Here is a 17,106-nt window from a genome sequence, read left to right as displayed (position 1 = left end):
GTTGACCGGTACTAATAGGCCGAAGGTTTATACACAAAACACTCCCGTGTGGGGTGTTGGGTGGTTGCTGCGAGGGTTTGTAGATGATTGTTGTGTGTTCGTGTTCACTGTATGGTTTTGAAACAACGACCTGTTGTGGGTGTGTTGTTTGATTGGTTTTCACCATGCCAACCCCGTGTGTGGGTTGGTGTGTGTGGTTGGTTTTTTCGGTGGTTATGGCAAGAGGGGTACACCCGGTCTCATTCCGAACCCGGTAGTTAAGGCTCTTAGCGCTGATGGTACTGCACCCGGAAGGTGTGTGGGAGAGTAGGTCGCCGCCGAAAATATTTTTTGGGGGAGTGTGTGCGTGTGCGAGGGGTTTTTGCTCCTTGTGTGTGTGCTCACTCCCCCCTTTTTTTGTTTAACCACAAAAGGGCGGGCGCACCGCCAGTTTTGTTGGGGCCGTGTTTCTGTCGGTTGCCGGGTTGGAGCTCCTGGCGGCTGCCGGAAGCGCGGCCCTTTTTCGTGCCACGAGGCCGGTGTTCCCTTTGTGACCCGTCCTTCCCTCAGCGATTTGTGATCCACATCCCGCCGGTGGTTATGTGGTCCCTGGCACATCTCGATGAGGAGGCTATGGATGTCCGATCAGGGAACCACGCTCGATCGCGATTCCGGAGGACCATTGTCCGGTATCGTCGTTGCGGATTTCTCCCGCGTGTTGGCGGGACCGTATTGCACGATGCTGTTGGCGGACCTCGGAGCGACGGTCATCAAGGTCGAAGGGCCAACCGGGGACGATACCCGGCAGTGGAAGCCCCCTCAGCGAGACGGCGAAAGCACATATTATCTCGGCGTCAACCGTGGCAAGCATGGCCTCCAACTGGACATGAAGAACCCGGACGACCTGCAAACGGCCTACAGGCTGATTGATACCGCCGATGTCTTCATCGAAAACTACAAGCCCGGCGGCCTCGAGAAATTCGGGTTGGACGAGGCATCTGTGGCTCAACGGTGGCCCCGTCTCGTCCATGCGAGCATCACGGGTTTCGGGACCCAAGGCGGCGCCTCACTGCCGGGCTACGATCTGCTGGCACAGGCTGTCTCCGGCATGATGGACCTGACCGGGTCAGCCGATGGTCCTCCTCAGCGCATGGGTGTCGCGCTCTTCGACGTCGTCACAGGGTTGCACGCGGCCGTCGGAATTTTGGCTGCCCTGCGTGAGCGGGAAACCTCCGGCCAGGGCCAGCATCTGTCCCTCGATCTGCTCTCCTCGGCGCTGTCCGGACTGGCGAACCAGACATCAGGCTATGTCGGTGCGGGCAATGTGCCCCACAGGATGGGCAACGAACACCCCAGCCTCTTTCCCTACGGCCCGTTCGATACGAACGACGGGCAGCTCGTCATTTGTGTCGGCAACGACGCCCAGTTCCGCGTGCTTGCAGGAGAGCTCGGACGGCCGGAACTCGCAGAGGACCCGAAATTCTCGACCATGCCCGAGCGCAATCGGCATCGGTCCGAGCTGAGGGGGATCATCGAAGACGTTCTGCGAGGTCGTGGCTCCGACGCATGGTTCCGCCAGTTGAGGGAAGCAGGGCTCCCGTGCTCTCCGATTCTTGACGTCGCCGGCGGAGTCGACTTCGCCCATGAACTCGGACTCGAGCCTGTGGTGTATGCAGGTTCGGACGACGACGCCGTCCCCGGCATCAAGAATCCTATTGGCTTCAGTCGCACCCAGGTTTCCTACTCGAAGAGGCCCCCGGGCGTTGACCAGGACCGCGAAGCGATCCTGGACTGGTTGGCGCAGCGCGCCGACCACGGCACCGGATCCCCCTTCGAACAGACCACAGCAGAGTAAGGAATTCATCTCATGTCGAAACACCCCACCGATTTGCTCAACATCGAATCGCAGTTCACGGACACCGAGCTCGACGTCAGGGACCGGGTAGCCGAGTTCGTCGACCGGAGGATCCGCCCCAATATCGCCGAATGGTTCGATCAGGCGATACTTCCCACCGAGCTCTTGCCCGAGATGGCGGAACTGGGTCTGTTCGGGATGCACCTGAACGGATACGGCTGCGCGGGACGATCTGCCGTCGAATACGGTCTGGCGATGCAGGAGCTCGAGGCGGGCGACGCAGGGTTGCGCACCGTCGTCTCCGTCCAAGGCTCGCTGGCCATGTCGGCGATCTACAAGAACGGTTCCGAGGAACAGAAACAGAAGTGGCTGCCGAAGATGGCCTCGGGCGAGATCATCGGGTGCTTCGGACTCACCGAGCCGACCGCGGGCTCCGACCCGTCGTCCATGCTGACCAACGCCCACAAAGAGGGCGACGAGTGGGTGCTCAACGGCCACAAACGCTGGATCGGTCTGGCCAGCATCGCCGGCGTCGCCGTGATCTGGGCCAAAGTGCCTGCGGAGGATTCGGGTACCCCCGGTCACGGGAAAGACGGTCACGTCGTTCGCGGATTCATCGTGCCCACCGATACACCGGGTTTCACCGCGGAGCCCATTCAGCAGAAACTTTCCATGCGTGCGTCCTTGCAGTGCACCATCGATTTCGACAACGTGCGCCTGCCCGCCGACGCGATCCTCCCGGAGAACCCCGGATTGCGCGGACCGTTCGCGTGCCTGACCGAAGCGAGGTACGGGATCATCTGGGGAGCCATGGGGTCGGCCCGTGACTCCGTGGAGGCCGCCTTGGACTATGCGCAGGAGCGCGAACAGTTCGGTCGGCCGCTGAGCTCCTACCAGTTGACCCAGAAGAAGCTGGTGGACATGTCCCTGGAGATCAACAAGGGGCAGCTTCTGGCGCTGAGGATCGGACGAGCCAAGGACGAAGGCACGATTGAGAACCACATGATCTCCGTCGGGAAGCTGAACAACGCCCGGACCGCGATCGAGATCTGTCGCGAAGCGCGCACCGTGTTGGGCGGTAACGGGATCACCGGTGACTACCCGCCACTGCGGCACGCCAACAACCTCGAGTCGGTCAGGACGTATGAAGGTACCGATGAGGTGCACACGCTGATTCTTGGGCAGAAGCTCACGGGGCAGAACGCCTTCCGGTAGGACGCCGAGGCGTACGTCATGCGCGAAGTCCGCACCCCGGATGCCCTGAACGGCATCCGGGGTGCGTAAACTTTGTCCCAGGACCGGGCGGCGTCGACCGACGTCGACGCCGCCCGTACAACGCAGACAGAGGAGAACCAATTTGGCTCAGGACGACCGCAGGGATTCGCAACGCGGGGGAAACCGGAACCGTGGGTCGGAGCGGGGTGCCTTCGATCGCAAGGGCGGCAAGGCCTACCGGAACAGGGACGGCGGCCGCGGCAACGATCGGGAGCGCCGCTTCAACGACCGCAAACCGTACGGCAGCTCCGACAGGGACCCGCGGCGTCGCGACCAGGATCCTCAGGGCCGATTCGAACGGGACCACCGCGAGCAGAAGCCGTCCAGGGCCGGATACCGTCAGTCCCGTCCCAAGGCACCCGAAATCGACGAAGAAGTCACCGGCAAGGAGCTGGACAAATCGGTCCTGCGCGAGCTGCGTGTCCTGGAGAAGGACAACGCGGAGGCCGTCGGCAAACACCTCGTGATGGCCAGCCAGTACCTCGAGGTCGACCCGGAATTCGCCCTTGAGCACGCTCAGGCGGCGGTGCGTCGCGGGGGCCGAGTCGCAGCCGTGAGGGAAGCTGCCGCGATCGCGGCCTATGTCGCCGAGCGCTTCGACACGGCCTTGCGGGAGCTCAGAACCCACCGCCGCATGACCGGCAGCAACGAGCACATCGCGCTGATCGTCGACTCGGAGAGAGCCCTCGGACGGGGGCAGAAGGCCCTCGAGACGGCCCAGGACCCGAGCCTGACCGATCTGACCGGTTCCCAGAAGGCGGAGCTGGCCATGGTCGTCTCCGGAATCCACCGGGACCAGGGGGACCTCGAGAAGGCCAAGTCAGCGCTCGAGATCCCTGAGCTGAACCGCAACAAGGCCTTTTCCTACAGCCCGCGCCTGTTCAGCGCCTACGCGGACGTTCTCGAGGACATGGGTCGCGCGAAGGAAGCAACCTCGTGGGCGCGCCTGGCCGTCGTCGCCGAAGCGGCCTTGGGCCAGGGGCAGTTCGAGGAGCCGGAAATCTACGAGATCGAGGTCCTTCCGGACGAAGAGCCCGCCGCCCCTGCTCCGGACGACGAAGAAGGCGTCGATCTCACCGAAGCCATGATCGACCAGAAGGAGACAGGCGCTTCGGGTCCGACGGACGAGCTGTCCTCTCCCGACCATGAGGAGCTGGCCCCGGCCGGCGGACCGACCCCTGACCCTGAGGCCGTCGAGGAGGCTTCCCGGGAGGCGGAAGAGGAGGGCGACGTCGTCGAACGAGACGAGACGGGCCTCGATCCGGAGACGCAACCCGTCCAGGAGACCCGTGGAGAGGACGACTGATCCGTCCATGAGTTCGCTGATTTCCTCTTTCGACGCGATACTCTCCGACCTCGATGGTGTGGTCTACGCGGGACCTGATCCGATCGACGGCGCGGTCGAATCACTCAACCGCGCGGTCGCCGACGGCATCGCGGTCGCCTACGTGACCAACAACGCCTCACGTTCGGTCGATGCCGTGGCGGAACATCTGAACTCCCTGGGGCTGACGACCGACGGTCACCACGTCGTCAGCTCCGCCCAGGCGGCCGCCAGCCTCGCAGTCGACCATTTGGGATCCGGCGCGTCGGTGGGCATCTGCGGTTCCGAGGCTCTGGCCGATTGCGCGAGGTCGGCCGGGCTCGTGGTGGTCGGACTCGAGGACGGTCCTCAGGCCGTTCTCCAAGGATTCGATCCGGGTCTGGGATGGCAGGAGCTTGCCGATGCCTCATACGCGCTGGCCGACAAGGACGTTCTGTGGGTCGTCTCCAACACGGACATGACGATCCCCAAGGAGCGCGGGATTGCTCCCGGGAACGGGACTCTTGTTCATGCGGTGTCCGCAGCCACGCGTCGGGAACCACTCGTTGCGGGCAAGCCCGGTGCCACGATTTTCACCACGATCGTCGAGAGGCTCGACGTCGAACGCCCCGTCGTCGTCGGTGACCGCCTGGACACGGACATTTCCGGCGCACACCAGGCGGGCCTCCCCAGCATCGCCGTCATGACAGGTGTCCAGACGATGAGCGACGTGCTCGAGGCACGGACCGAGGAGCGCCCCACATACGTCGTGGGCAATCTGAGGGAACTGTTCGAGGAATACCGGCACCCCGAGGTCAGTGGGGGTGAGGGGGCCGCGGTCGCCGAGATCGACGGTGCGGCCCGCGCGGAGGCCGACGCGACCACCGTCCGCACCCAGGTGAGAGAGGGAACCCACAGTCTCCTGGGTTGGCGGACGGCCATGGCCGCATGGTGGGCCGCACATCCCCGGGAGAACGAAGAAACCCGTCCGGAGGTCGTGTGGTCATGAGCGAGGAAGAGAACGTGGCGGGCGAGGCGAACGACGCCGAACGGGTCAACGACACCGCGGAAGAACTCTCCGAAGCGGCGTCGGCCCGCGCCGAGCAACGAGCTGCGGCTCTGGACGCTTTCGCGCATCGGGGCACCGCGGACTCGCTCGACGAGATTCTGGATCTGCTCGATGAATCGCCCGTGGACGAGCACGCCGAAATCTTTGACAGGCTGCACGGGGAATTGCGTCGCCTGCTGGACCAGGACCCCTCGGCCCTCCCGAAGGGGCTCGTGGACAGCATCGCCAGGCCGACCTCGGCCGGGGGAGACGACCCGGAGACCACGGACGGGACCGAGTGAGGCTGGACAAGCACCTGGTGCAGCTCGGGAGCGCATCGTCGCGCACACTGGCCGCGAAACTCGTGGCCGATGGGCGGGTCGCCGTGAACGGGAAGGCCATCCGCAAGGCCGCTCACGAGGTGGGCGCAGAGGACGAGATCACGGTCTCTCCGTCGGTCGACCACGAATACGTCAGCCGCGCCGGCCACAAGCTCGCGGGGGCGCTCCGGGCCTTCCCGGACGTCGTCGTCCGCGACCGCAGGTGCCTTGACGCGGGCGCCTCGACGGGCGGATTCACCCAGGTCCTGCTGGAAGCAGGAGCCCGCCACGTCGTCGCGGTGGATGTGGGGCACGGACAGCTGAGCCCGATGGTCGAACGCGACCCGCGGGTCGAGTCCATCGAGGGACTGAACGTTCGGAACATCGTTCCGGAGGCGATCGGCGGACCGGTGGACCTGACGGTCGGGGACCTCTCCTTCATCTCCCTGACCCTGGTGATCGGCCCCCTGGCCGATGTCACACGCCCCGGCGGCGATCTGATCCTGATGGTCAAGCCGCAGTTCGAGGTCGGTCGGTCGAAGCTCGGCAAAGGCGGCGTGGTGCGAAACAGGCAGGACCGCGCCGCGGCCATCGACGCGGTCCGAGCTGCCGCCGAGGACCATGGTCTTCAGATCGTGGCAGGCCAGGATTCGAGACTGCCGGGCCAGGACGGAAATCTCGAATACTTCCTGCATCTTCGCAGGCCGGACACCGATCCGACGGGGCAAGAGTCCAACGCGCCGCCGGCGGGCACCGCATCCGGAAAGCCTTAAAGTGTCAGTCTCGTCGCCTAATGTAGGAATACGGATTCCGCGTCGGAACCACACTTGCTCCCATCGGAAGGCACACAGCACATGAGTCGGAAGATCCTCTTGTTCGCGCACACCGGTCGCCCGGAAGCCACCACGGCGGCGGCCCAGGCGTGCGTGCGCCTCCGGGAGGCCGGGCTGATTCCGGTCATGAGCCGAGGGGACCTGGAGATACTCCGGGGCACCGAGGCCGAATCCGTGGGCGTGCAGGTGATCAACGAAAACGTTGCTCTGGACGACATCGAACTGGGCGTCGTCCTGGGCGGTGACGGGTCCGTCCTGCGGGCGGCCGAAATCATCCGTCACACCGATATTCCCCTGATCGGCGTGAACCTGGGCCACGTGGGATTTCTGGCGGAATCCGAGCGGAGCGATCTGGACGAGACGGTGGACCACATCGTCAACCGGACGTACACGGTCGAGGAACGCATGGCGATCGACGTCGTCGTGTGGTGCCAGGGCCAGATCCTGACCCACACGTGGGCTCTCAACGAGGCGTCCATCGAAAAGGGCAACCGGGAAAAGATGATCGAGGTCGTGATCGAAGTCGACGGACGGCCGCTGAGCACGTTCGGCTGCGACGGGGTGGTGCTGGCCAGCCCCACCGGATCCACCGCGTACGCCTTCTCCGGAGGGGGCCCCATCGTGTGGCCGGAGGTCGAGGCCATGCTCATGGTCCCGCTGAGCGCCCACGCGCTCTTCGCCCGCCCGATGGTGACCGCTCCGTCCTCGACGATGGCCGTGGAAGTGCTCCCGGCCAACGGACATTACGGGGTCCTGTGGTGTGACGGGCGCCGGACCAATGAGCTGCCCCCGGGCTCCCGCATCGAAGTGAAGCGCTCGGACAAGCCGGTACGGCTCGCCCGGATCCACCCGGCCCCGTTCTCCGAGCGGCTGGTCAAGAAATTCGACCTCCCGACGCGCGGATGGAGAGGACCCGTACGCCGACACCGTGGCGAGAACGACCGTGGGGAGATACAGGACTCATGATCGAAGAAATCCACATCCGGGACCTGGGCGTCATCACGGATGCGACCCTCCCACTGGGACCGGGACTGACGGTTCTGACGGGCGAAACCGGCGCGGGCAAAACCATGGTCGTGACCGCGCTGGGCATGCTCCTCGGCGCCAGGTCCGACGCCGCCGCGGTGCGTTCCGGCGCGAAGTCGGCGTTGTCCCAGGCCGTCGTCCGCCTTCCGGATGATCACGCTGCCCTGAAACTGACGGATGACGCCGGGGGAGAAGCCCACCCGATCGAAGGCGACGACCTCGCGGACGAGCTCCCTCACGAGCTGATCCTTTCGCGCACCGTCAACGCCTCGGGGCGGTCCAGGGCGACCATCGGTGGTGCCGCGGCCCCCATCGGTGTCCTGGCACGCGTCGGCGAGACCCTCGTGGCCGTCCACGGGCAGTCGGACCAACTCCGTCTGCGCTCCGCCGAGGCGCAACGCAGCGCGTTGGACTCCTACGCAGGCAACAAGCTGGCAACCGCTCTCAAGAAATACCGCGCGAACTACGAAGAATACCGTTCGGCGGCTCGAGAACTCCGTGAGGTCAGGGAGAACGCCAGAGCGCGAGCCTTCGAGGCTCAGAGCCTCGGCCAGGCGCTCAAGGAAATTGACTCCGTCAAGCCGCAACCGGGGGAGGAGGAATCCCTCGACGCCGAATCCGCGCGGCTGACCAACCTCGAGCAATTGCGCGGGGCTGCTCAGACGGCCCAGGGCGCACTCGTGGGCGGGAACGACGCCGACCTGGAAGCCGTTACCGTGTCCGTGCTGCTGGATTCGGCGCACAGAGCCCTCGCCCAGGAAGCGGAAGAGGACCCCGCGCTCGCCGCACTCGCCAAAAGGGTCCGTGACCTGATGATCCAGGCCTCGGACATCGGGGATGAGCTCTCCGGCTACCTCTCGGACCTCAACGCCGAGGGCCCGGGGAGGCTGAGCGAGGTCGAGGCCCGGCGCTCGGCGCTGAAGAAGCTCACGCGGAAGTACGGTGCCGATATCGCCGAGGTCCTGCAATGGGCCGAGACCAACAGGGCCAGACTCGACCAACTCAGCGATGATCCCGCGCGTTCCGAGGCTCTCGAGGAAAAACTGCGGACCCTCCGCCAGGACATGAACCAGCAGTCGCTGGAACTCATGGACTTGCGACGCGCTGCGGCGAAGAAACTTGCCGTGGCGGTATCCACCGAGTTGAAAGCCTTGGCGATGCCCAACGCATCGCTGGTCGTGGAGATCGAAGAGGCCGAGAAATTCGGGCCGGACGGCAAGGACACCATCGCCTTCAAACTCGCGCCCCACCAGGACGCGACCCCCCGCCCCCTGGGGAAGGGCGCTTCGGGCGGCGAGCTCTCGCGCGTCATGCTGGCTCTCGAAGTCGTCCTCGCGGAGGTGGACCCGGTGCCCACGTTCATTTTCGACGAGGTGGACGCCGGCGTGGGCGGCAAGGCCGCGGTCGAGATCGGAAAACGACTCGCGCATTTGGCCAAGCACGTCCAGGTCCTGGTGGTCACGCACTTGCCGCAGGTCGCGGCCTATGCGGATCGTCACGTGCTGGTTCTGAAATCCGATGATTCAACGGTGAGTCAGGTCAACGTGCTCTCGGTCGAAGAACGAACCGTGGAGCTGGCCCGAATGCTCGCGGGGCACGAGAATTCCGAGGCCGCACGCGCCCACGCGAAGGAGCTCCTGCAGGACGCTGACCAGCTCTGACGTCCCGTCCGACCCCTCGCGGACACCTGTCTCCGGTCACAATTCCTGGGCAGGCCGAGACCCTCGCGTGCTAGGCTTGAATTCCGTGGTGAACGATACTCAGACATCCCCGGCAAGCACTCCAAACGACGAAAAATTGACTCGCCAGATCTTCGTGACGGGTGGTGTCGCGTCGTCCCTGGGCAAGGGTCTGACCGCGTCAAGCCTCGGTCGCCTTCTGCGATCCCGCGGTCTTTCGGTGACCATGCAGAAACTGGATCCCTATCTGAACGTGGATCCGGGAACCATGAACCCCTTCCAGCACGGTGAAGTCTTCGTGACCGACGACGGCGCCGAAACCGACCTGGACATCGGGCACTACGAGCGATTCCTGGACGAGAACCTGGACGCCTCGGCCAACGTGACGACCGGGCAGGTCTACTCCTCCGTGATCGCGAAGGAGCGCCGAGGCGAGTACCTGGGGGACACCGTCCAGGTCATCCCGCACATCACGGACGAGATCAAATCCCGCATGAGGCGCCGGGCCACAGGTGCCTCCGATGCCCCGGACATCATCATCACCGAGATTGGCGGAACGGTCGGGGACATCGAGTCCCAGCCTTTCCTGGAGGCGGCACGCCAAGTGCGTCGCGACGTCGGACGCAAGAACGTTTTCTTCCTCCACGTCTCACTGATCCCGTACATCGGGCCCTCGGGCGAGCTCAAGACCAAACCGACCCAGCACTCCGTGGCCGCGCTCCGCGGCCTGGGTATCATCCCGGACGCCCTGGTTCTCCGGTGCGTTCAGGACATTCCGGAGCCGCTCAAGGCCAAGGTCGGGGGAGCGTGCGACGTCGATACCGAAGCCGTGATCTCCTGCCCCGATGCGCCCAGCATCTACGACATCCCCAAGACGCTGTTCAATCAGGATCTGGACACCTACGTCCTCGACTACCTGGGTCTGGACTACCAGGACGCCGACTTCGAGGAATGGGACAAATTGCTCAAGGTGGTCCACGAGCCCACGCATGAGGTCACGATCGGTTTGGTCGGCAAGTACATCGACCTGCCCGATGCGTATCTTTCGGTCTCGGAAGCGCTCCGGGCCGGTGGTTTCGCCAACGACGCGAAGGTCAGGATCAAGTGGATCGCCTCTGACCTCTGCGCGCAGCCGGAGGGCGCCGCCCACCAGCTTGGCGACGTGGACGCGATCTGTGTCCCCGGCGGATTCGGGATCCGTGGTCTCGAAGGAAAACTCGGTGCGCTCACCTATGCCCGGGAGAACGGCATCCCCGCGCTCGGCCTCTGCCTGGGACTTCAGTGCATGGTCATCGAGTACGCTCGGAACGTCGTCGGCCTCGCGGATGCGTCCTCGACGGAATTCGAGCCGGAAACGACGACCCCGATGATCGCGACCATGGAGGAACAGAAACAGTTCGTCGAGGGCGCCGGTGACTTGGGCGGAACCATGCGACTGGGTCTGTACCCGGCCAAACTGGTCGAGGGGTCCGTGACCGCAAAGGCCTACGGCACGACGGAGGTCGAGGAGAGGCACCGTCACCGCTACGAGGTCAACAACGCCTACCGCGCGGATCTCGAAAAGGCGGGCCTCGTGGTCTCCGGGACGAGCCCGGACGGGCGTCTCGTCGAATTCGTGGAACTGCCCGCCTCGGAACACCCGTACTATGTGGCGACGCAGGCCCACCCCGAATTGCTGTCGCGCCCGACACGGTCGCACCCGCTGTTCAGTGGATTGGTCGCGGCGGCCCTCGAACGCATCAAGTAGGCCTCCTGTCCAGAGCGCGCAGGGCCGCCGTCTCCCGATCGAGGGATGACGGCGGCCCTGCGTTTCCGTGCGGTCAGGTCCTGGCCGAGACCGCGAACTGTCCGAGGTCCACGACGCGATCGCAGCAGTCGGCGACGTCGCGGTCGTGGGTCGCGATCACGGCGCAGGCCCCCTGATCGGTCAGACGACGTATCGATTCGATGATCACGTGCCCGTTCGCGGAGTCGAGGGAGCCCGTCGGCTCATCCGCGAGGATCAACGAGGGTCTCTTGACCAGCACGGCCGCCAGAGCGACCCTTTGCTGTTCACCACCCGAGAGCCGGCAGACCTTGTCCTTCTCCCGGCCAGGCAGTCCGAGCTCTCCCAGGGCCCGCGATATGTCCGAGGTGCTCGGGCGGCGTTTTCGCGGCATGATGCGGAGCGGGTCGACGATGTTCCTCTCGACCGATTCCGATTCGACGAGCGCGAAATTCTGGAACAGGTACCCGACGTGGTCCCGCCGGAATTTTCGCCTGACTGCCGCGGATGCGGGGTGCACGCTGATGCCGCCGATCGTGAGCGCGCCGCTGGTGGGTCGCGTCAGCGCTCCCAAGCAGTTGAGCAGCGTCGTCTTCCCGGACCCCGATGGCCCCATGATCGCGACCATTTCCCGTGGCTCGGCCGACATCTCGAGCCCGCCCCAGATCGGCCTCCCGCCGAGTTCCAGGCGACCGGATTCGAATCGAAGGTAGGACTTCACTGAATTCTTCCTCTCTCTTGGACGGCACGGCGAGCGAAGACAACGATCCCACCGCCCGAGAGCAGGAGGACGACGGCGCCCACCATCATTCCTGCTTGTGCCATGTACTCGATGTAGGTTCTGACCTCCCCGGATGACTTTTCTATGAGGACCATGGGATCCATGGCCTGCTGAATCAGGAAGCAGGTGAAAACCGGTATCGAGAGCCACACGGCACCCACGCCGGCGAGAGCGGGCCACGCGGCCATGAGCGGCCGCCAACCGAAGAGCTGCCTTCGGAAGAGCTGGTCCTTGCGGGCCGCCGCGTAGGTCGCAGCGAAGCCCAGGCACGAGAACGCGACCAGCACGGCGTAGACTACGATCGCGAAACCCGTGGCCTGAAGGTTCACGATCGTCAGTTTGAGTGCGTGTGCCTGGTGGGCCAGCCCGGGCGACATCGGTGCGACGTAGTGTTCCGCCGCGGATCCGCGCAGACGGTCTGCCGCGACCCCACTGTCTTCCAGGAGGACGCCCCCGCGAGTCACCCACCAAGTGAGCGGACTGGGGTGGTCGATCAGGACCTGATCCGGTACGACCACTACGATGGGGTTTTCGACGAATTCGCGGTCGAAATTGTCCAAATCCCCATGGGTGAAGACTTCGCCCGTCGTGTCGATGGCCGACATTTTTGGATCATCCAGTTCGACGCCGGGGATCAGGCTGTCCGCCGTCAGGCCCTTGCCCGGGGCACCGCGGGGCACGAAGGTCTGGGTTGTCTTCGACCGTTCCACGTCCTCGATCACCAGGCGATCCGAAACCCCCTGGATTTTGTGGTGCCTCAGGTATTCGGGGTTGACGTAGACGATCGGGTAGCTGGACTCGGGGACGGCGTCGCCGTCGTCATTCTGTTGACTGATATCCGAGTAGCTGATGATCACGTTCCTTTGCCGAAGCTCCCCGGCCAGCCAATCCTCGATGGGCTTGCCCTCGGCCTCGCTCCAGGTCGACCCCGCGACGGGAAGAAAGGCGGCCTTGGGCGTTGACTGCCATTGCCCGTGGGCTCGCAGGTGCGAGGCCGCGAGACCATAGTCCTCGGACCAGGAACTGATCGATGCGAGAAGAAGTACTACGCAACTGACTTCGAGGAGGCAGAGCAGGGCGTACAACGATCTGACGGGTCTCTTGCCGGTCAGCGTCGCGGGAACCGGAATCCAACACAACAGCCCCAGAGCGATGAGCCTGCATGCAAGCACCGCGGCGATGAAGACAACAGTGAACGCCGCGCAGACGGCAAGATAGATGCCGAATGATGCGAGCCCGTTGTAGAAGTACAGAGCAACGCCAGCGACTCCGGCGGTAGCCGAGAAACCCGCGATCAGCGGGAACGCCCCGGACCGAAGATCACGACCAAGAATCCGCCAGATCGACCATCCGGCGAGCCGCAGGCGCGCGATTTTCTTGGAGCCTACCAAGGTGGTCGTGAGGGAGGCACACGAAGCCGAGATGAGGCTGGCGGAGAATGCCAACGACAAGGGCGAGCCCGTGTGGCGCTCAAGAACTTCCCTGGGTGAGTAGGTTTCGTACTGTTGCACCTTGTATCCAGGTGTGCCGAGCACATCCTCCAGCCCCTCCATGGAGTGGGCATCACCGAAAAGACAATAGAAGGCACGGGGGTCGTTCTCCGAATGATTCCAGGGCTTCACGGTGACCACGTAGCCCGGGTTGAAGGGAGAGTACCCGTCCTCCAAAAGCCTCTGTGAGCGATGCCCGGGATTGGTGATCAGGAGCTGCAATTCCGCCCCACTGGCGGGCGATTCGGGGTTGTACAGAAACTTGGCGATATTCAGGTTCCGTTTACTGACCTCATCCTCCAGCCTACGGGCCAGCTCCGGATTGGTCGTCGGGGTTTTTGCCGCCGGATCGCTGATATCCGAGGCAATCCACAGAATGTGATTCGCGATGAGAGGTGCGTCAGTCTCAACAATCCAGAGTGATGCGAAGGAAAAGATGGCCGCCGCCAGCGGAGCGAAAAGCAGAGTGAGTGATCTTCGCAGAAAATTCATGGGTGATCTATGAATAGGGTGGCTTTGGTTGGTTCCTCAGCGCTCACTCCATGCGCGAAGAAGTGGGCATATTGTTCGGTTCACAATTGTTTCCGTTTCTTGTGATGTTGGGATCGGCAAAGAAATTGTAATCCGAACCACTGGGGTTCGGAATAGTGTTCTCCGGGGCTCCGTGGAGTCCGGCGACGACATGTCTTCACCACGGACGACGTCGATCAGTCGTCGCGGCGGCCGCAGGGTTCGGGCTGGTCCGGAACGCGGGCCCCGGACCGCGTCGAATCAGGGCACGGCTGGGTGACCCGCCCGCCCCGACGGTAACCTGGGAGCATGACTGCACCCAGCGACGAGACCCCGAATCTCCACCTTTCGGCCGATGGTCTGCCCCAGGACAGGGTCAACCCTCGAACCCTCGTCTCCCGGGAGACCGCGTTCACCGGGCAGATCTTCGACGTCGTCCGCGAGACATTCGCCCTCACCGAGGGCGGTGACGAACTCGTCCGCGACTACATGAAGCACCCCGGCGCCGTCGCGATTGCAGCCCTCAACGAGGACAACGAGATCCTGCTGATCAACCAGTACCGCCAGCCGGTCGAGATGAATATGTGGGAGATTCCGGCCGGCCTGCTGGACATCGACGGCGAATCGCCTCTTCACGCGGCCCAGCGCGAGCTCGCGGAGGAAACCGACCTCAGCGCGAGAACCTGGCACACGCTCGCAGAATTCAACAATTCGCCCGGGTGCTCGACCGAAGCCAACAGGATTTTCTTGGCCAGAGGGATCGAGGACGCGGCCGCGGGAGACCTCATCGAGCGCGAGGCCGAGGAGGCAGAGATCGTCACCCGCTGGGTCCCGATCGAACGGGCCGTGAGTGCGGTGCTTTCCTTGGAACTGCATTCGCCGACGTCGAACCTCGCGATCCTGGCTGTGTGGGCGAGCATTCAACGCGGACACGCCGATCTTCAGGCCCCTGACAAGCCGTGGCCTGCCCACAAGCTGCTGCGGGAATCGGGTACCGGTGAATGATCGGGACCTCCCGGACGGCCTGGAGCGCGCCCTGGGGAGGTACCTCCAGCATCTGACGGTCGAGCGCGGACTGTCCCGGAACACCCTCACCTCGTATCGCCGGGACCTGAGCCGCTATCTTGCTTTTCTCGCGGGCCACAGGCACGTTGCGGACCCGCGCGACATCGCGACCGACGACGTCCGCGACTTCGTCCAGTATCTCGCCCGACCGACGGACGACGGCGGATGCGGACTCTCGACCCGAAGCGTGGCGCGAGGCGTGGTCTCCGTCAGGGGTCTCCACAAATTCTGGTTGTTGGAGGGCCTGACGGACCAGGACCCGGCCGACTCGGTCACTCCGCCCAGCGCGGGGGAGCGGCTGCCCAAGGCTCTCCCCGTCGAGACCGTGACCAGGATCCTCGAAGCACCCGACCGGTCGACCCCCGGGGGTCTTCGCGACGCGGCATTGCTCGAGTTCCTGTACTCGACCGGCGCGCGCATCTCGGAAGCCGTCGGCGTGGACCGGGACGACCTGTCGGCGGATTTTGATCAGCCGTCAGGGCCGGCCGCGCAGGGCGATGAGCCGGGGCCCGGCGGAGTCGCCCGACTCAAGGGCAAGGGAGGCAAAGAACGCCTGGTTCCCGTCGGCTCCTATGCCCGGGAAGCCATCTCATCCTATGTGGTGCGCACCCGGCCGCTCTTCGCATCAAAAGGCCGGGGCACCCCGGCCCTGTTCCTCAACGCCCGGGGAGGGCGCCTCACACGACAGGGGGCATGGCTGGTGCTCAAACAGGCCGCCGAACGGGCCAACGTCGTCGACGAGCTTTCGCCCCATACGCTCCGGCACTCCTTTGCGACGCACCTGATCGAGGGCGGCGCCGACATCCGGGTCGTCCAAGAGCTCCTGGGGCATTCGTCGCTGACGACGACGCAGATATACACCAAGGTCACCGCCGACACCCTTCGCGAGGTGTTCCTGACCAGCCATCCCCGCGCCCTGGGGTAGTTGCCGGGCCGAGGGGCCGACGCCGCCCGCGGCCCGGACCGGGCGCAACCGTCAAGGACTGCGTTGCTCCCGCGATGGCCCGGGCACTACGAAGCAGTCTTTATTTCTCGACGTGGCGCTCCTCCGGGCCGTCGTAGTCCGAGAGCGGCCGGATCAGGGAGTTGTCAGCCAGCTGCTCCATCACGTGCGCCGTCCAGCCGGTCATGCGGGCGGCCACGAACAATGGCGTGAACGTCTGGGTGTCGAAACCCATCAGGTGATACGTCGGCCCGGCGGGGTAATCCAGATTGGGCTTGATGCCTTTGGCCTCGTCCATCGACTTGGCCAGACCGTTGTACAGGCCAAGCATCTCTTCCCGGCCGAAGTACTTGATCATGTCGGTCAGAGCGTCCTGCATCGTGGGGACTCGGGAGTCGCCATTCTTGTACACACGGTGTCCGAACCCCATGACCTTCTTCTTCTGGGCCAGAGCGTCGTCCATCCACTCCTTGGCCCTCTTCTCGGCCTCCTGCTCGGACTCGTCCTTCCGGATCCCCATCTCGTCGAAGGTTTCCATCACAGCCTCGTTGGCGCCACCGTGCAGGGGCCCCTTGAGGGCGCCGATGGCACCGGTGATGGCCGAATGCAGGTCGGACAGCGATGATGCAATCGTGCGAGCGGTGAACGTCGAACAATTGAAGGAATGCTCGGCGTAGAGAACCATCGAGACCTGGAAAGCCTTCTTGACCTCCGGGGCAGGAACCTCGCCGAAAGTCATGTAGAGGAAGTTGTCACAATAGTCCAGATCCGCACGCGGCGGGATGATCTCCTCGCCGCGTCGCCGACGCTGGTCGTAGGCCACCACGGCGGGCATCGCGGCGAACAGCTTCTTGGACTTCGTGAGGTTGGCTTCCTGGGAGTCCTCCTCCGAGGCCGGGTCCTGGGCGCCCAGCACCGAGACCGCGGTGCGGCAGACGTCCATGGGGTGGCAGTCCGTGGGGAGCGCGTCGATGACCGCTTTGAGCTCCGGGGAGAGCTCACGGTGTGCCGCCTCGAACTCCGAGAACTCCTTCAGGTCGGCGGCTTCGGGAAGCTCGCCCGTCCACAGAAGCAGCGCGACCTCTTCGAAGGAACAATTCGCGGCAAGCTCCTGGACGGGATAACCGCGGTACAGCAGGGAATTGGAATCGGGGTTGACCTTAGAGATCGCGGTCGTGTCCGCGACAACGCCGGCCAGGCCCTTCTTGATGTCGTCTTGCGTGGTCATGTGACT

The 17,106-nt window shown here is 64.4% G+C and carries 14 protein-coding genes and 1 rRNA gene; 12 read left to right on the top strand and 3 right to left on the bottom strand.

Annotated features, from left to right (window positions below; genetic code table 11):
- Positions 1-205: 205 nt before the first annotated feature.
- From rrf to EWU68_RS06930, 10 genes are all read left to right on the top strand, one after another.
- Positions 206-323 (top strand): 5S ribosomal RNA (gene rrf, locus EWU68_RS06975).
- A gap of 293 nt (positions 324-616) precedes the next feature.
- Positions 617-1,834, top strand: a complete 1,218-nt coding sequence (locus EWU68_RS06970) for a CaiB/BaiF CoA transferase family protein (protein WP_129315398.1) — start codon at positions 617-619, stop codon at positions 1,832-1,834.
- 12 nt (positions 1,835-1,846) lie between these two features.
- On the top strand, positions 1,847-3,049 hold the full coding sequence (locus EWU68_RS06965; protein WP_129315397.1) for an acyl-CoA dehydrogenase family protein: 1,203 nt from the start codon (positions 1,847-1,849) through the stop codon (positions 3,047-3,049).
- A 142-nt stretch (positions 3,050-3,191) separates the two neighbouring features.
- Positions 3,192-4,415 (top strand): hypothetical protein, encoded by a 1,224-nt coding sequence (locus EWU68_RS06960; protein WP_129315396.1) that lies wholly within the window; start codon positions 3,192-3,194, stop codon positions 4,413-4,415.
- On the top strand, positions 4,399-5,421 hold the full coding sequence (locus tag EWU68_RS06955; RefSeq protein WP_238692365.1) for an HAD-IIA family hydrolase: 1,023 nt from the start codon (positions 4,399-4,401) through the stop codon (positions 5,419-5,421). Before EWU68_RS06960 ends, EWU68_RS06955 begins: the two co-directional genes overlap by 17 nt.
- Entirely contained in the window at positions 5,418-5,762 is a 345-nt protein-coding gene (locus EWU68_RS06950; protein ID WP_129315395.1) for a hypothetical protein, read from the top strand. The genes EWU68_RS06955 and EWU68_RS06950 overlap by 4 nt, the downstream gene beginning before the upstream one ends.
- On the top strand, positions 5,759-6,553 hold the full coding sequence (locus EWU68_RS06945; RefSeq protein WP_129315394.1) for a TlyA family RNA methyltransferase: 795 nt from the start codon (positions 5,759-5,761) through the stop codon (positions 6,551-6,553). Before EWU68_RS06950 ends, EWU68_RS06945 begins: the two co-directional genes overlap by 4 nt.
- Before the next feature lie 81 nt (positions 6,554-6,634).
- Positions 6,635-7,579, top strand: a complete 945-nt coding sequence (locus tag EWU68_RS06940) for an NAD kinase (protein WP_129315393.1) — start codon at positions 6,635-6,637, stop codon at positions 7,577-7,579.
- Positions 7,576-9,300, top strand: a complete 1,725-nt coding sequence (recN, locus tag EWU68_RS06935) for a DNA repair protein RecN (RefSeq protein ID WP_129315392.1) — start codon at positions 7,576-7,578, stop codon at positions 9,298-9,300. The genes EWU68_RS06940 and recN overlap by 4 nt, the downstream gene beginning before the upstream one ends.
- 67 nt (positions 9,301-9,367) lie before the next feature.
- Entirely contained in the window at positions 9,368-11,065 is a 1,698-nt protein-coding gene (locus EWU68_RS06930) for a CTP synthase (protein WP_129315391.1), read from the top strand.
- Positions 11,066-11,138: 73 nt separating this feature from the next.
- Here EWU68_RS06930 and EWU68_RS06925 read toward each other — a convergent pair whose 3' ends face one another.
- The gene (locus EWU68_RS06925) at positions 11,139-11,804 is read right to left on the bottom strand and encodes an ABC transporter ATP-binding protein (RefSeq protein WP_202976698.1); all 666 of its coding nucleotides are present in this window, start codon (positions 11,802-11,804) and stop codon (positions 11,139-11,141) included.
- Entirely contained in the window at positions 11,801-13,846 is a 2,046-nt protein-coding gene (locus EWU68_RS06920; RefSeq protein ID WP_129315390.1) for a hypothetical protein, read from the bottom strand. The genes EWU68_RS06925 and EWU68_RS06920 overlap by 4 nt, the downstream gene beginning before the upstream one ends.
- A 327-nt stretch (positions 13,847-14,173) precedes the next feature.
- Between EWU68_RS06920 and EWU68_RS06915 the strand changes: the two genes are divergently transcribed.
- Both EWU68_RS06915 and EWU68_RS06910 read left to right on the top strand, forming a co-directional pair.
- A complete protein-coding gene (locus EWU68_RS06915) occupies positions 14,174-14,869 on the top strand; it encodes an NUDIX domain-containing protein (protein WP_129315389.1) in 696 nt (231 codons plus the stop codon).
- Entirely contained in the window at positions 14,862-15,854 is a 993-nt protein-coding gene (locus EWU68_RS06910) for a site-specific tyrosine recombinase XerD (protein WP_129315388.1), read from the top strand. Before EWU68_RS06915 ends, EWU68_RS06910 begins: the two co-directional genes overlap by 8 nt.
- Before the next feature lie 100 nt (positions 15,855-15,954).
- On the opposite strand, the gene EWU68_RS06905 is transcribed toward EWU68_RS06910, so the two are convergent.
- The gene (locus tag EWU68_RS06905; protein WP_129315387.1) at positions 15,955-17,100 is read right to left on the bottom strand and encodes a bifunctional 2-methylcitrate synthase/citrate synthase; all 1,146 of its coding nucleotides are present in this window, start codon (positions 17,098-17,100) and stop codon (positions 15,955-15,957) included.
- Between the last annotated feature and the right edge of the window lie 6 nt (positions 17,101-17,106).

Source organism: Rothia koreensis, from assembly GCF_004136575.1.
Lineage (GTDB): Bacteria > Actinomycetota > Actinomycetes > Actinomycetales > Micrococcaceae > Rothia > Rothia koreensis.
Note: the sequence above shows the minus strand (reverse complement) of the source record. Positions and strands in the feature narration are given on the sequence as shown.

Excerpts from the sequence above, each read along its gene's own strand:
- EWU68_RS06965 (WP_129315397.1), top strand. The coding sequence starts at position 1,847 with ATGTCGAAACACCCCACCGATTTGCTCAACATCGAATCGCAGTTCACG.
- EWU68_RS06905 (WP_129315387.1), bottom strand. The coding sequence starts at position 17,100 with ATGACCACGCAAGACGACATCAAGAAGGGCCTGGCCGGCGTTGTCGCG.
- EWU68_RS06940 (WP_129315393.1), top strand. The coding sequence starts at position 6,635 with ATGAGTCGGAAGATCCTCTTGTTCGCGCACACCGGTCGCCCGGAAGCC.
- EWU68_RS06970 (WP_129315398.1), top strand. The coding sequence starts at position 617 with ATGTCCGATCAGGGAACCACGCTCGATCGCGATTCCGGAGGACCATTG.
- EWU68_RS06915 (WP_129315389.1), top strand. The coding sequence starts at position 14,174 with ATGACTGCACCCAGCGACGAGACCCCGAATCTCCACCTTTCGGCCGAT.
- EWU68_RS06920 (WP_129315390.1), bottom strand. The coding sequence starts at position 13,846 with ATGAATTTTCTGCGAAGATCACTCACTCTGCTTTTCGCTCCGCTGGCG.
- recN (WP_129315392.1), top strand. The coding sequence starts at position 7,576 with ATGATCGAAGAAATCCACATCCGGGACCTGGGCGTCATCACGGATGCG.
- EWU68_RS06950 (WP_129315395.1), top strand. The coding sequence starts at position 5,418 with ATGAGCGAGGAAGAGAACGTGGCGGGCGAGGCGAACGACGCCGAACGG.